Source organism: Rhodococcus sp. LB1 (assembly GCF_001583455.1).
GTDB classification, from domain to species: Bacteria; Actinomycetota; Actinomycetes; order Mycobacteriales; family Mycobacteriaceae; genus Rhodococcus_F; species Rhodococcus_F opacus.
Genome location: NZ_LTCZ01000142.1, coordinates 1 through 13612 on the forward strand (window position 1 = coordinate 1; position 13612 = coordinate 13612).

13 protein-coding genes are annotated in these 13612 nt (G+C 66.4%); 9 read left to right on the plus strand and 4 right to left on the minus strand.

Translation table 11 applies throughout. The features are described 5' to 3' along the window. Both AZG88_RS20475 and AZG88_RS20480 read right to left on the minus strand, forming a co-directional pair. Window positions 1–317, minus strand: a 317-nt coding sequence (locus tag AZG88_RS20475) for an alcohol dehydrogenase catalytic domain-containing protein (RefSeq protein WP_231914108.1), incomplete at its 3' end; no start/stop codon positions are given. Window positions 318–489: 172 nt separating this feature from the next. After that, complete coding sequence (locus tag AZG88_RS20480) at window positions 490–1974, minus strand: aldehyde dehydrogenase family protein (protein ID WP_061045674.1); 1485 nt, start codon at window positions 1972–1974, stop codon at window positions 490–492. 162 nt (window positions 1975–2136) lie between these two features. Between AZG88_RS20480 and AZG88_RS20485 the strand changes: the two genes are divergently transcribed. After that, window positions 2137–2931: an N-acyl homoserine lactonase family protein gene (locus AZG88_RS20485; RefSeq protein ID WP_061045675.1), complete on the plus strand. Its 795-nt coding sequence runs from the start codon at window positions 2137–2139 to the stop codon at window positions 2929–2931. Between the two features lie 61 nt (window positions 2932–2992). Beyond that, on the plus strand, window positions 2993–3886 hold the full coding sequence (locus AZG88_RS20490; protein WP_061045676.1) for a LysR family transcriptional regulator: 894 nt from the start codon (window positions 2993–2995) through the stop codon (window positions 3884–3886). Between the two features lies 1 nt (window position 3887). Here the strand turns inward: AZG88_RS20490 and AZG88_RS20495 are convergent, their stop codons facing one another. Next, window positions 3888–4610, minus strand: coding sequence for a GntR family transcriptional regulator (locus AZG88_RS20495; protein ID WP_073366909.1), 723 nt, complete (start codon window positions 4608–4610; stop codon window positions 3888–3890). Window positions 4611–4658: 48 nt separating this feature from the next. Beyond that, window positions 4659–5831, minus strand: a complete 1173-nt coding sequence (locus AZG88_RS20500; protein WP_061045677.1) for a CaiB/BaiF CoA transferase family protein — start codon at window positions 5829–5831, stop codon at window positions 4659–4661. Between the two features lie 279 nt (window positions 5832–6110). Between AZG88_RS20500 and AZG88_RS20505 the strand changes: the two genes are divergently transcribed. The 7 genes from AZG88_RS20505 to AZG88_RS20535 form a co-directional block, all read left to right on the plus strand. Further along, window positions 6111–6818 carry a GntR family transcriptional regulator gene (locus AZG88_RS20505; protein ID WP_061045678.1) on the plus strand — a complete coding sequence of 236 codons (708 nt, stop codon included), beginning with the start codon at window positions 6111–6113 and terminating at the stop codon, window positions 6816–6818. Window positions 6819–7456: 638 nt separating this feature from the next. Then, on the plus strand, window positions 7457–7927 hold the full coding sequence (locus AZG88_RS20510; RefSeq protein WP_061045679.1) for a MaoC family dehydratase: 471 nt from the start codon (window positions 7457–7459) through the stop codon (window positions 7925–7927). A 29-nt stretch (window positions 7928–7956) separates the two neighbouring features. Next, window positions 7957–9900 carry an AMP-binding protein gene (locus AZG88_RS20515; RefSeq protein WP_061045680.1) on the plus strand — a complete coding sequence of 648 codons (1944 nt, stop codon included), beginning with the start codon at window positions 7957–7959 and terminating at the stop codon, window positions 9898–9900. A 13-nt stretch (window positions 9901–9913) separates the two neighbouring features. Next, a complete protein-coding gene (locus tag AZG88_RS20520; RefSeq protein ID WP_061045681.1) occupies window positions 9914–11077 on the plus strand; it encodes an acyl-CoA dehydrogenase family protein in 1164 nt (387 codons plus the stop codon). A 114-nt stretch (window positions 11078–11191) separates the two neighbouring features. Beyond that, window positions 11192–12355, plus strand: a complete 1164-nt coding sequence (locus AZG88_RS20525; protein ID WP_061045682.1) for a CaiB/BaiF CoA transferase family protein — start codon at window positions 11192–11194, stop codon at window positions 12353–12355. Then, complete coding sequence (locus tag AZG88_RS20530; RefSeq protein ID WP_061045683.1) at window positions 12352–13143, plus strand: enoyl-CoA hydratase/isomerase family protein; 792 nt, start codon at window positions 12352–12354, stop codon at window positions 13141–13143. Before AZG88_RS20525 ends, AZG88_RS20530 begins: the two co-directional genes overlap by 4 nt. Further along, on the plus strand, window positions 13140–13612 hold a 473-nt coding region (locus tag AZG88_RS20535; RefSeq protein ID WP_197487885.1), incomplete at its 3' end, for a CoA transferase. The genes AZG88_RS20530 and AZG88_RS20535, both read left to right, overlap by 4 nt.

Below are 13612 nucleotides of genomic sequence, written 5' to 3' on the forward strand. Positions count from 1 at the left end.
ATGTCCTTGTCGATCTTGACCACCGAGTTGATGGAGACCGTCGTGGTCTCGAGGAAGGTCGAGATCCCGCACATCTGACCGACCGGCGTCCCGTCCGTCGTGTGCACCCGGAACGTGCCGTCCGTCCAGCGCGGTCCGGCGAGGATGCCGGCGGCGAGATTGCACAGACTCTGCAGATTGCTCGAACACCAGCGGCAGTGGCCGCAGGACGGGATCGCGGAGAAGACGACGTGGTCGCCGACCTCGATGCCCTTGTAGTTGGGGGAGGCCTTCGTGACGATGCCGGCGCCCTCGTGGCCGAGGGCGAACGGGTACATGCCGACCGGAATGTCCCCGGTGACGTGGTGGTCNNAGCTTGACCTGCACCTCGTCTTCGCGGGGATCCTCCAGTTCGAGGTCGACGACCTCGAGTTCGCCGGGGATCTGCCGGATGACTGCGCCGCGGGTTCTCATGCTTCTCCTTGGGTCGGTGGATGGGATGTTCTGGGGTCAGTCGGAGAGCCGGGTGACCACGGACTTCGTCTCGAGGTATTCGGCCAGCGCCTCGGCACCGTTCTCGCGGCCCCAGCCGGACTGCTTGTAACCGCCGACCGGCATCTGCACACCGCCCGCCCGGTGGACGTTGATGCCGATCCGGCTCGCCCGCAGCCGATGAGCGATCGAATGGGCGCGGGCGACGTCCCGCGTCCAGACGCTGCCGGCGAGGCCGTACTCGGTGTCGTTGGCGGCGGCGACGGCAGCGTCGATGTCGGTGAACTTCATGACGCCGAGCACCGGACCGAAGATCTCTTCGCGGATCATCGCCATCGAGGGGTCGGCGTCGACCACCACGGTCGGCTCGTAGAAGTAGCCCTTGTCGCCGATTCGCTTGCCGCCGGCCACGACCCGGGCCCCGGCCGCGATCCCACCCTCGACGTATCCGTTCACCCGGTCGAGGTGGCGCTGCGAGATGAGGGGCCCCAGGTCGGCGTCCGGGTCGGCGCCGTAACCGACCTTCAGGTTTCGGCTGAACTCGGCGACCCCGTCGGCCACCTCGTCGGCGATGTCGCGGTGGACGAACAGCCGGGAGCCGGACGTGCAGATCTGGCCGGAATTCCAGAAGATCCCGATCCCGACGCCGGGGATCACGGTCTCGAGGTCCGCATCCGGCAGCACGATCATCGCCGACTTGCCGCCGAGTTCGAGCGAGACCTTCTTGAGGTTGCCCGCGGCGGCCTGCACGATCTGCCTGCCGACCTGGGTCGACCCGGTGAAGCTCACCTTGTCGACGCCGGGGTGCGCGGCGAGCGGAGCGCCGACCCGCGGCCCGAATCCGGTGACGACGTTGACGACGCCGGGCGGCAGTCCCGCGTCGAGGACCAGCCGGCCCACGGCCAGCGCGGTCAGTGACGCCTCCTCCGACGGTTTGAGCACACACGAGCACCCGGCGGCGAGCGCGGGCGCCAGTTTCTGCGCGATCGCGACGATCGGCGCGTTCCACGGCACGATCAGTGCGGCCACACCGACCGCTTCCTTGCGGGTGTATCCCTGGAAACGCATGTCGGCGGGGCCGATCTCGACGCTCTTCCCCTCGACCTTGTCGGCCCAGCCGGCGAAGTACCGGAACTGGTTGACCGCCTCGCCGATCATGAGGCGCGCCTGCGAGACCGGCATGCCCGCGTCCATGCTCTCCAGCGCGGCGAGTTCGTCGACCCTGCTCTCGAGCGTCTCGGCGATGCGCCACAGGATCACCGACCGTTGCTGGCCCGACAATCGCAGCCACCGCCCCTCGCCGAAGGAGCGGCGGGCGGCGGACACCGCGGCGTCGACGTCGGCCTCGGAGCCTTCGGCCACCCGGGCCACCTGCTCTCCGGTACCGGGATCGATCGCCGGGAACGACGCACCCTCGGCCGCGGGCACCCACGAACCGTCGATCAGCAGTCGTTCCGGCTCGATGAGTTCTTTCAATGCCTGAACACCGGTAGTCGGCGTCATCTGCTACCTCCGAGTGGTTCTGTGACCGATCGCGCCACAGCCTGTGAGTGCATCGTACAGAATATATAAAACTCTTGTGATGCGCGGTGCTTTGTATATCATGCGTGGCGTAGCTCACCCGGTGAGCGCGACTCTTCCCTTCCGGTCCCGAGGAGGCACGACTTGACCAGCTCCGGCACCATCAAGCACCTGTGGGCGCTCGACGCACCCATGCTGAAGGTCGACAAGAGCATCATGATCTTGGGCGCGGGCGGCGAGCTGGTGTGCCTGCCCGCGCCCTCGTTCCTGATCGAGCACCCGGAGCACGGATTGCTCCTCTTCGACACCGGTCTCGCCGGTGCCGGCGATCCCGCCTCCACGTACGGCCCGCTCGCGGAGATTTTCACCATCGAATTCCCTGCGGAACGCGCACTCGACCGCCAACTCGAGTCGCTCGGATTCGGCACGGCCGACGTGAAACGGGTGGTGATCTCGCATCTCCACTTCGATCACACCGGCGGCCTGGAGCATTTCGCCGGGGCGCAGGGATACATCGGATCCGGGGAGCTCCGGTACGCGCGCACGCCCGACAACCACGTCACGGCCTTCTTCCGTCAGGAGGATCTCGACGCGGCCGATCGGATCGACTGGATGGAGGTGCCCGCCGGATACGACCACGACATGTTCGGGGACGGCAGTGTCGTCGTGCTGTCGATGCCCGGGCACACACCGGGTTCACTCGGGCTGCAGCTCCGCCTGCCGGACGGGAGCACGCTGGTCCTGTCCGGCGACGTCGCGCACATCCAGGACAACATCAGCTGTTGCGTCGGCATGCCGGCCGACTCCGACACCGCCGACGCGATCGAATCACTGAAGAAGTTGAAGTTGCTGCGCAGCCAACCGAATACGACAGTGTGCGTCAATCACGACATCGACGACTGGAACCGGCTCCGCGTGAACGGGCGGCAGGTCGTCTAGGTCGCGACACTCGACGACCGGCCGTGGCCTCGGCGAACTGCGTGGCCGCTAGACTCCAGTAGTGGACATCCGGGACGCCGAGTACCTCGTCGCCGTGGCCGATCATGGCAGCGTCACGAAGGCGGCGCGGGCGCTGTTCATCGCGCAGCCGTCGCTGTCGCAGGCGATCCGCACTCTCGAGCGTGATCTCGGCGTCGAACTGTTCGAACGCACGGGGCGGGAGTTGCGCATCACCGCGGCGGGAGTCTCGTTCGCGGAGGCGGCGCGCCGGGTTCTCGCGGATGTCGAGCGGGCCCGAGCCGTCGTCGACGACGTCACCGAGCTACGGTCCGGCACCCTCACCATCTCGGTTCTCAATTCACTGGCCGCGGAGCCACTTCCGCTCCTCGCCGGTGAGTTTCATCGCCGCTTCCCGCAGGTGGTGCTGTCCGCGGTGTCAGCGGACGTTCCCGACGGCGTGGGCAGGGCGGTCCGGTCCGGGGAGTGCGATATCGGGCTCACCGCACTGCCCGTCGACGAGCAGGGGCTCGAGTCGCGGGTGTTGGGGGAACAGGAGATCGTGCTCGCACTGCACGCCGACCTCGCGATCGAACTGCCCGACCCGGTGCCCGTCGACCTGCTCGGCGACATCCCGATGATCGTCGAGATCGGTTTGCGTCCACTGCTGTCGGTGAACAACATCGCGGTCGAATGCGCGCACCGCCAGGCGGTCTGGGCGCTGGTGGTGCAGGGCGCCGGGGCAACCCTGCTCCCGCGCGGAGTCGCCGAGCGGGAACTGCCCGGCGTGGTGGTCCGTTCGCTCGTGCCTCCGGTGGTCCGCGAGATCGGGATAGTTCGGCGGCCGGATCCGCTCCCTCCCGCGGCTGCGGCGTTCGTCGCCGTGCTCGACGACCTTCAGGTCGTGAGTGTGTCGAGGAATGCTCGCCCCGCCTGCGACAATCGTGCGTCGTCGTAGATCACGCCGTCGGAGGTGCGTCGCCTCCATGATCAGACCCTTCAGCTTCGGCACGGGCCCAGAAGCCACGTCGTTCGAGTTCAGCAATCAGGTGGTCGGCTCCGTCCAGGATGTGTGTCTCCATGAGGGTCTTGGCCTTCTCGGGGGCACGTTTTCTCAAGGCGTCAAGCAGGAGATGGTGGTCCTTGTGTGTTGTCCAAATTCGGCCTTCGACGGCGGCATACAGCCGGTTCGGTAGGTTCGTGACCACCGAATCCAACAGTCGCGCAAGCCGCGGTGAGTTCGCGGAGATTCTGATTTTGTGGTGAAAGGCATGGCCCAAGGAGGCGATTTCGTCGTCATCGCCCCGGGCTACCGCGTCCAGGATCTGTTCGAGAATGGTCTCGAGCTCGTCGATTTGGTGACTGGTGATGCTCCTGGCGGCTCGTGAGGCAAGTTCCCCAGCCAGTTGGGCTTGTGCCCAAAATAGGTCGCGTACGTCTTGCTTCGTGAACGGTGCCACCACGAAGCCACGTCGAGGGACCGACTCGACGAATCCCTCGTTTCGCAGAGTCAGTAGTCCTTCGCGCACGGGCGTCGCACTGACTCCGAAGGCTAGGGCGAGCGGCTCGATGCGGAGGAAGTCGCCGGCTCGCACCTGCCCGGACATGATCATTGTGCGAATGTGTGAGGCAACTTCGTCGGGGAGTTGCCGTCTCGTGGTCCTGGCGTTCTGCGGCTTCATCGGGTGCGCCTTCCAGAGTCCTGGGCCATTGGGGCATCGGGGCGGGGCCTACGGTGCATACAGCACGCCGTCGCGGAGCAGCCCGTCGATCGTCGACTCGTCGTACACCTCGGCGGCGACGGTGCGGGTGTGTTCGCCCACGCGTGGCGTGGAGCCCGTGCGGCGCGGGCGTGCCCCATCGAATCGCCAGGGTGAGCGGAGCAACGCCGGACCTTCGTCCTGCGGCTCGAGGAGTTCGAGGAACGCGGTCTGCGGGTGCGCAGCGAACTCGGACATCCCGAGTACGGGCGCAAACGGGACATCCGCATCGGTCAGGATCTTCTCCCACTGCTCCGCGGTTCGGGTGCGGAACGCGGCCTGCACTACTGCGGCGAGTTCCGAATAGTGCACAACCCGAGCCGGGTAGTTCGAGAAACGTGGATCGTCGAGTAGGTCGGGTCGTTCCATGGCCTCCGCGAGTGAGCGCCAGAATTTCTGTGATGACGACAGGTGGATGGCGATCACGCCATCGGACGCGGTATGGAGGCAGAAATTCTGGGCCTGGGGATGGCGCGACTGCCGGTGCGGATCGGTACCCTCGTCGTCGTACATCTGAGTCAGCGCGTCGACGGTGAGCGCACTGACCGCCTCGAGCATCGAGGTCTCGATTCGTGCTGCAGACCCTGTCTCCGCCCTGGCGACGAGTGCGGCGAGGATACCCGTTGCACCGACGAATCCGGTGATCAGATCGGCGATGCAGGTACCGGACAGTTGCGGTTCGCCGGCGTCTCCCATCACGGCGTACATCCCCCCCAGTGCCTGTCCGATCGTGTCGTATGCAGCGCGGTCGACCATGGGGCCGCCGTTGCCGAATCCGGTGACGGATGTGTAGACGAGATCTTGGTTGGCGGCCCGGCAGTCATCAGGACCCAGCCCGAGTGCCGCGAGTTTGCCGGGGCGGATGTTCTCGATCAGAACGTCGAATTTCGGCAGGAGGGCCCGGACGAGGTCCACGCCCTCGGGCCGCTTGATGTCGACCGCGAGGCTCTTCTTCCCGGCGTTGTACTGGACGAAGTAGGGGCTGCGATGGTCGAGGTTGCGCCTGAAGTCGTCTCCTGTGTGTGGCTTCTCGACCTTCACGACCTCGGCGCCCAGTGCGCACAGGATCGAGGTGCTGTACGGGGCTGCTATGTAACCTCCGATCTCTAGTATTCGTATGTGCTGCAAAGGTTTCTGGATCATCGATATCCTCTGGCTCTCAGAAGGCTGCGCAAGTTCGACGGCGACTGCACTGGCGCGGAGGGGTGCCACCGTTCGCTAGAATCATATATTACGCATCATGGTGTCGATTTGCCAGCGTTGCCAGCGTTGCCAGCGTTGCCGGCAGCGGCCGCGGTGCGTGCGCAGGTAGGTGCGAGGTGGGGGAGACGCGAGGTGCGGGGTGCCAGTCAGACATCGAATATGATGCGGGAAGTAGCGTATTCTCGAACGGACTATGAAGACCCGGACAGGGGGCTCACGATGACGGTGGACGCACGCGCGTTCGGCGGGCGCAACGCCAATCGGCAGCAGGGGTTGCCCGAGCAGGTGGCCAGCTACGTACGTGAGCGCATCTTCTCCGGAGAGGTCAAGCCCGGCGAATTCCTCCGTATGGAACCGATCTGTGAGGCCGTCGGAGTCAGCAACACCCCGGTGCGAGAGGGAATGCAGTTGCTGCGAAGCGAGGGCTTCGTACAGATGGTTCCGCGACGCGGATTCGTGGTCGCATCGTTCACACGGCGAGACATCCGCGACCTGTTCTGGGTGCAGGCGCACTTGGCCGGCGAGCTCGCCGCACGGGCGGCCGCGAACATCAGCCCTGAGCAGCTGGCACGGCTCGACGAGATCATGGTCGAAAACAAGGAAGCCGTCGCGGCCGGCGACAACCGACGCATCACCGATCTCGGACATGAGTTCCATCGTCAGATCAACCTGGCCGCCGATTCGCAGCGGCTGGCCCTCTTGCTGGGGTCGGTGGTCAAGCACCTGCCGAACCGCTTCTACGCCACGATCGAGCAGCAGGTGGACGCGACCGTGAACGACCATCCCCACCTTGTGGAGGCGCTGCGGAGCGGAAATACCCGCGCCGCCCGGTCGACAATGAAGAAACACATCGCTACGAGCGCGGACTACCTGATCGCGAAGCTCGAAGAGCAGGGAATGTGGAGCGACGGGACACCCGCGAAGTAGCAAGAGCGGAGACTCGCACGCGAGGAACACGGGCGGCGCGGTCTCTCCTGCAGTCAACCTCATAGGGGTTGCGCCGCGCCCGTCGGGTCCGATGACGTAGTTCCGGGACGCGGTTGCGTCCCCGTGCCAAGGGGCACATTGCCGTGGCTCGAGTCGCTGGCGGTGTGTCGGTAAACAGCCACCGGGACCGGCGGCGACATCGCCGTCCGTCATTCACGGCCCAGCGGTGGCGGTCGGCGGACTGAGCACGATTGCCTTGCGCAGGCGAGTCGTGGTCACACGTCAGATCGGCCGGACCGAGCCGCGACGAAATGGGTTGCTCTCCGATGGGTGGTCCGATCGAGGTGGAGCGCTCGTAGGCTTTCCGAGCCTCGCGCATTCACGAAGCGTCGGCTACACGGATCCATTGGGTAGGTTCACTGCGGCTTGCCCCGACCCGTGTGCGGAGCACGTCGCGGCAAACACCCTCTGTGAGTAGGTGTGTCTCTCCAAGTTGTCGGGGTCGGCGGGCGCTCTGACGGTTGGGTGGCGACCTCTGGAAGTAAGCACTGGGGTATTGCTACGCACAATATATTGTGTAACATGCGTAGAAAGTGAACACCTCGAGGCGGGATGCCGCCGAATCGAAAGGACTTCCCATGTCCGGTCTGTACTTTGAAGAATTCGAGCCGGGTGCCGTGATCGACCACCCGACCCGTCGTACCGTGACGGAGACGGACAACATCCTGTTCAGCACGATGACGTTGAACCTGGCGCCGTTGCATTTGGACGCGGAGTACAGCAAGGGTTCGATCTACGGGCAGCGTCTGGTCAACAGCCTGTTCATCCTCGGTCTGGTTTCGGGTATCTCGGTGCCCGAGACCACGCAGGGCACCACCTTGGGCAACCTCGGCTACGAGGACGTCAAGTTCCCCAAGCCGGTGTTCCATGGTGACACCATCCGGGTGCGCACCGAGATCCTCGAGAAGCGGGAGTCGAAGAGCCGTAACGACTCCGGCATCGTTCAGTTCCGTCATTACGGCATCAACCAGCGGGACGAGGTCGTGTGCGAGTGCCGTCGCGCCGGACTGATGCTCAAGCGCACGGCGGCGGAATCGGTCAGCGCGTAACCGGTCGCACGCGTCGAGGAGGAACGGGTATGACGAAGAGTCAGCAGGACGAGACCGCGCAGCGGTATGCGTGGATGCCGAGTGAGACGGTTGTCGAGCGCAGTCGGTTGCTGTCGGCAATGCGGCGCTGGGGACACGAGGACATCGACGGGTTGAACCGGTCCGCGATCGATGATCCGGAGCTGTTCTGGCGAAATGTCGTCGAGGATCTGCAGATCACGTTCGATGCACCGTTCGATCGGGTTCGTGACGAGTCCGGCGGCAAGCCGTTCCCGCGGTGGTTTCCCGGCGGGCACGTCAATGTTGCGAACCTGTGCGCGCACCGGCACGCTGTCGGCCAACTCGTGGACAAGACGGCGGTGGTCTACGAGGGGGACAGCGGTCAACGGCGCACGTTGACCTACGCCGAACTGGACCGTGCGGTGCGGCGGTTCGCGGCGAACCTGACCCAGCTCGGCGTGGCGCGCGGGGATCGGGTGGTGCTGTTCGTCCCCGCGGTCCCGGAGGCGGTGGTGGCGTTTCTGGCGATCGCGATGATCGGAGCGATCTCGGTGCCCACTTTCACTGGATACGCGCCGGATGCGCTGGCCACCCGGCTGCAGGATTCCGAGGCGGTCATGCTGATCACGGCGGACGGCACGACGCGGCGCGGCAAGCCGGTGCCGATGAAGGAGACCGCGGATCAGGCGCTCGAATCGGCGCCGTCGGTCCGCACCGTCGTCGTTCTCCGTCACCTCGGTACCGATGTGGCGATGCGCGCGGGGCGCGATGTCTACTTCGACGCCCTGGACCCGAACCCGGCACCGGTGCAGACCGCGCCGACCGAGGCGAATGACCCGCTGACCATCGTGTACACGTCCGGGACGACGGGCCGACCGAAGGGCATTGTGCACTCGCACGGCGGTTTCGGGGTGAAGGCGGCGGTGGACTTCGCCTACGGTTTCGATGTCCATGCCGACGATGTGGTTTCCTGGATCACCGATCTCGGGTGGCTGGTGGGACCGCTGTTGATGACCGGGCCGTTGCAGCTCGGCGCCACGATCGTGATGGTCGAGGGTCTGCCCACGTACCCGGCCGCGGATCGGATGTGGGAGATCGTCGAACGCAACGGTGTCACCGTGCAGGGGATCGCCCCGACGGCGGCCCGGGCGTTGATGGCGGGCGGGGGCGGGGCGGTGCGTGAGATGGCGACGCTGCGTTCGTTCGTCTCCACCGGGGAGGCGTGGGACGAGCCGACCTGGTGGTGGTTGTTTCAGGAGGTCGGGCGGTCGCGCCGGCCGATCATCAATTACAGCGGTGGCACCGAGGTCGGCGGCGGCATCCTGATCGGGTACCCGTTCCTGCCCTCGGCCGCTGCGGCGTTCAACGGGGCGTTGCCCGGTGTCGACGCCGCCGTGCTCGGGGAGGACGGTGCACCCCTCGTCGACGAGGTGGGGGAGCTCGCTGTCCGGAACACGTTCCCGGGCATGACCCACGGTTTCTGGCAGGACCGTGACCGGTACCTCGAAACGTATTGGGAGCGTTGGGATGACGTGTGGGTGCATGGTGACCTCGCCAGCGTCGACGCGGACGGGGTGTGGCGGATCCACGGCCGGTCCGATGACACGATCAAGCTGTCGGGTCGTCGGGTGGGTCCGGCGGAGATCGAGGCGGCGCTGCTGCGGGATCCGCGGATCGGGGAGGTCGCGGTCATCGGGGTTCCGGACGAGCTTCGGGGGCAGCGGGCCGTCGCGTTCGCCGTGGTGCGCGAGGGCGGTGTCGATCTCGATGATCTGCGGGCGACGGCTCTGCGGAACGCCGGCAAATCGTTCGCTCCGACCGTCTACACGGTTGCGACGCTGCCGAAGACGAAGAACGGGAAGATCATGCGCCGCGCCATCCGGGCGCGGTTCCTCGGGGACCCGGTGGGGGACATGTCGTCACTCGACCCGGCGACACCCGTCGAAGACATCCCCGTATCCACAGGTTCATAGAAAAGGACAACTGATGAGTGAGACCGACCAGAGCAACGTCGAAGTCGTTCGCGAGGCGACCCGCGCGCTGGCCCGCAAGTTCGACAACAACTACTGGCTCGACAAGGACAACAAGCACGAGTACCCATGGGACTTCGTGAAGGCCTTCGCCGCGGGCGGCTGGCTGGGCGCGATGATCCCGGAAGAGTATGGCGGTATCGGGCTGGGCCTGAAAGAGGCCGCCGTGATGATGGGCGAGATCTCTGCATCGGGCGCCGGCATGAGCGGTGGCTCGGCAGTCCACTTCTACGTCTTCCCTCCGGCGCCGATCGTGCGGTACGGCTCCGAAGAGATGAAGCGCGAGTACCTGCCGAAGCTCGCCAGTGGTGAGATGCTCATGGCGTTCGGCGTCACCGAGCCGACCGCCGGCGTCGACACTTCGCGGATCAAGACCAAGGCCACCAAGGTCGACGGCGGCTGGGTGATCAACGGCCAGAAGGTGTTCATCACCAACGCCAAGAACGCGCAGCGCATCCTCCTGCTCGCGCGCACATCCCCGCGGCGCGACGACAAGCCGCTGCACGGCATGACCCTGTTCTTCGCGAACATGGACCCCGAACGGATCACGATCCGCGAGATCGACAAACTCGGCCGCGCCGCGATCGACACCAACGAACTCTTCATCGACAACCTCGAGGTGGCCGACCACGAGGTGGTCGGAGAAGTCGACAAGGGCTTCTACTACCTGCTCGACGGCTTGAATCCTGAGCGCATCTGCGTCGCGATGGAGGGCATCGGCCTGGGCCGCGCCGCTCTCGACCTGGCGACGAACTACGCCAACGAGAGGATCGTTTTCGACCGCCCGATCGGCAAGAACCAGGCCGTTGCACATCCCCTGGCCGATTCGTGGATCCGGCTCGAGGCCGCCGAAGGCATGGCAATGAAGGCGGCCGATCTGTTCGATGCCCAGCAGCCCTGCGGCGCCGAGGCGGCCGCGGCCAAATACCTCGGTGCCGAGGCGGGCTTCGAGGCCTGCGACCGGGCCTTCTCCACCTTCGGCGGCTACGCGTACGCGAAGGAGTACCACATCGAGCGGCTGTGGCGGGAGGTGCGGCTGCTGCGCAACGCCCCGTTCTCGCAGGAAATGGTCCGCAACTACATCTCGCAGCAGGTGCTGGGGCTTCCCCGTTCCTACTGATAACCGACTCCCGAGGTCCTACTGATCCGACAGGGGACCGCGGGCCCGGCCGCCGGCCGCGGCGAACTCAACCCGCGGCCGGCGGCATCCACGAGAACTCAGGAAGTGAGCGATATGAGCGGACCCCTCGACGGCACCCGGGTGCTGGTGTTGTCCGGCATGGGCCCGGTGCCGTACGTATCGATGTTGTTGGCCGACATGGGCGCACACGTGGTGCGCGTGGTACGGCCGACTCATCGGGCGGCGCGGGCGCTCGCGCAGACCGAAGGGCTGCGCGAGGAGTGCGACGTGGCCAACCGCGGCGTCGAGACCACAGCTCTCGACCTCAAGGACCCGCGCGGCGTGGATACCGTCCTGCGGCTCGCTGCGGCCGCCGAAGTCTTCATCGAGGGCTACCGCCCTGGCGTGGCCGAGAGGCTGGGTCTGGGGCCCGAGGTGGTGCTCGGACACAACCCGGCGATCGTCTACGCACGATTGACCGGCTACGGGCAGTCGGGCCCACGTGCACAGGAGGCGGGGCACGACATCAACTATGTCGCCCAATCCGGTGCCTTGCACGCCTTGGCACGGCACGGTGAACGCCCTCGTCCCCCGATCAACCTCCTCGGCGACTACGCGGGCGGCGGAGCCATCGGGGCGTTCGGGATCGTATGCGCCCTACTGGAGGCGACGAAGTCCGGGCATGGGCAGGTCATCGACGTCGCCATGGTCGACGGGGTCGCCCTGTTGACCGCCAAGCTGCAGGGACTGCGGGCGGCGGGACTGTTCTCCGATGAGCCGGGCACGAACTGGATCGACTCCGGAGCACCGTTCTACGACACCTACCGGTGCGCGGACGGCCGTTATCTCGCTGTCGGTGCGCTCGAACCCGACTTCTACCAGGAGTTCCTCGCCGGCCTCGGCGTCGAGACCGCCCACTGGCCCGACCAGGGTGACCGCGCGCGGTGGCCCCACTTGTGGGAGCTGATCGCGGCGGTCATCGCTGGGCGGACGCGGGACGAGTGGGAGTCCATCTACGCCGGCACCGACGCCTGCGTGAGTCCGGTTCTGAGCTTCGACGAGGCTGCGGAGCACCCACACAACGCCGAGCGGGGGCTGTACCAGCGGGTCGGCGGAGTTCTGCAGCCGGCGCCAGCGCCTCGGCTGAGCCGCACCCCCGCCCGCACACCGTCGGTGCCGCAAACCGAACAGGTCGCGGCCGCGGGTCTGATCGATGCCTGGTCGGCTCCCGACCTCCAGACGAACAATCTCCTCGAGGAAGTAGGGGTACAGCAGTGAAGACGTATGACGGGTTCCCGACGTTGGCGATCGACCGACCCTCGGACGGGTTGCTGCGGATCGTGCTCGACGGGCCGGACCTGCACGCGGTCGGGGCGGACATGCACCGGGAGTTGGCCGAGGTGTGGGCTGCGATCGCCCGGGACGAGTCGGTGCGGGCGGTGCTGATCCGGGGTGCCGGCGACCGGGCCTTCTCGGCCGGCGGCAGCTTCGACCTCATCGACGCGATGGTCAAGGACTTCGACACCCGCACCCGTGTCATGCACGAGGCGCGAGATCTGGTCCGCAACATCATCGAATGCCCGGCCCCGATCGTGTCGGCAATCAACGGGCCGGCCGTCGGTGCCGGATTGGTCGCCGCGTTGCTGGCGGATGTGTCGGTGGCCGGTCGGCGAGCGAAGATCGTCGACGGGCACGTGCGGATCGGGGTGGCTGCCGGTGATCATGCCGCGCTCTGCTGGCCGTTGCTGTGCGGGATGGCGAAGGCGAAGTATCACCTGCTCACCAATGAGGTGCTCACCGGTGAGGAGGCGGAGCGGATCGGGATGGTCTCGGTGTGTGTGGACGACGAGAAGGTGCAGGATCGTGCCCTGGAGATCGCGGAGAACCTTGCGCGCGGGTCGCGCGGCGCGTTGCGGTTCACCAAGCACGCGTTGAACAACTGGTACCGGCAGGCGATGCCGATCTTCGACGCCTCGCTGGGTTTCGAGTTCTACGGGTTCGGTGGTCCGGATGTTGCCGAAGGTGTGGCCTCGCACCGCGACAAGCGTGAGCCGAGGTTCACGTGAGCGGGCCGCTGGACGGGGTGACCGTGCTGGGGCTCGAACAGGCGATCGCGGCGCCGCTGTGTACCCGGCACCTGGCCGACCTGGGTGCCCGGGTGATCAAGATCGAGCAACCCGGATTCGGGGACTCGACCCGTCACTACGACGGGACCGTACGCGGGCTGGCCGCCCACTTCGTCTGGCTCAACCACGGCAAACAGTCCGTTGCACTGGACCTGAAGGACCCGGCCGACCACGATCTCCTCGGTGATCTGCTGACCCGGGCGGATGTGATCGTCAGCAACCTCGCTCCGGGCGCATTGGACCGGCTCGGCCTCGGAGTCGACGAGCTGGCCCGGCGGTACCCCCGCCTGATCATCGTCGACATCTCCGGGTACGGGCGCGGCGGACCGCTCGACCACAAACGCGCCTACGACCTGCTCATCCAGGCGGAGGCCGGATCCTGCACCATCACCGGGCTGCCCGGGCAGCC

What these genes read in the sequence shown, in the direction of transcription:
- AZG88_RS20480 (WP_061045674.1), bottom strand. Translation starts at nt 1,974, where the DNA reads ATGACGCCGACTACCGGTGTTCAGGCATTGAAAGAACTCATCGAGCCG.
- AZG88_RS20495 (WP_073366909.1), bottom strand. Translation starts at nt 4,610, where the DNA reads ATGAAGCCGCAGAACGCCAGGACCACGAGACGGCAACTCCCCGACGAA.
- AZG88_RS20500 (WP_061045677.1), bottom strand. Translation starts at nt 5,831, where the DNA reads ATGATCCAGAAACCTTTGCAGCACATACGAATACTAGAGATCGGAGGT.
- AZG88_RS20505 (WP_061045678.1), top strand. Translation starts at nt 6,111, where the DNA reads ATGACGGTGGACGCACGCGCGTTCGGCGGGCGCAACGCCAATCGGCAG.
- AZG88_RS20510 (WP_061045679.1), top strand. Translation starts at nt 7,457, where the DNA reads ATGTCCGGTCTGTACTTTGAAGAATTCGAGCCGGGTGCCGTGATCGAC.
- AZG88_RS20515 (WP_061045680.1), top strand. Translation starts at nt 7,957, where the DNA reads ATGACGAAGAGTCAGCAGGACGAGACCGCGCAGCGGTATGCGTGGATG.
- AZG88_RS20520 (WP_061045681.1), top strand. Translation starts at nt 9,914, where the DNA reads ATGAGTGAGACCGACCAGAGCAACGTCGAAGTCGTTCGCGAGGCGACC.
- AZG88_RS20525 (WP_061045682.1), top strand. Translation starts at nt 11,192, where the DNA reads ATGAGCGGACCCCTCGACGGCACCCGGGTGCTGGTGTTGTCCGGCATG.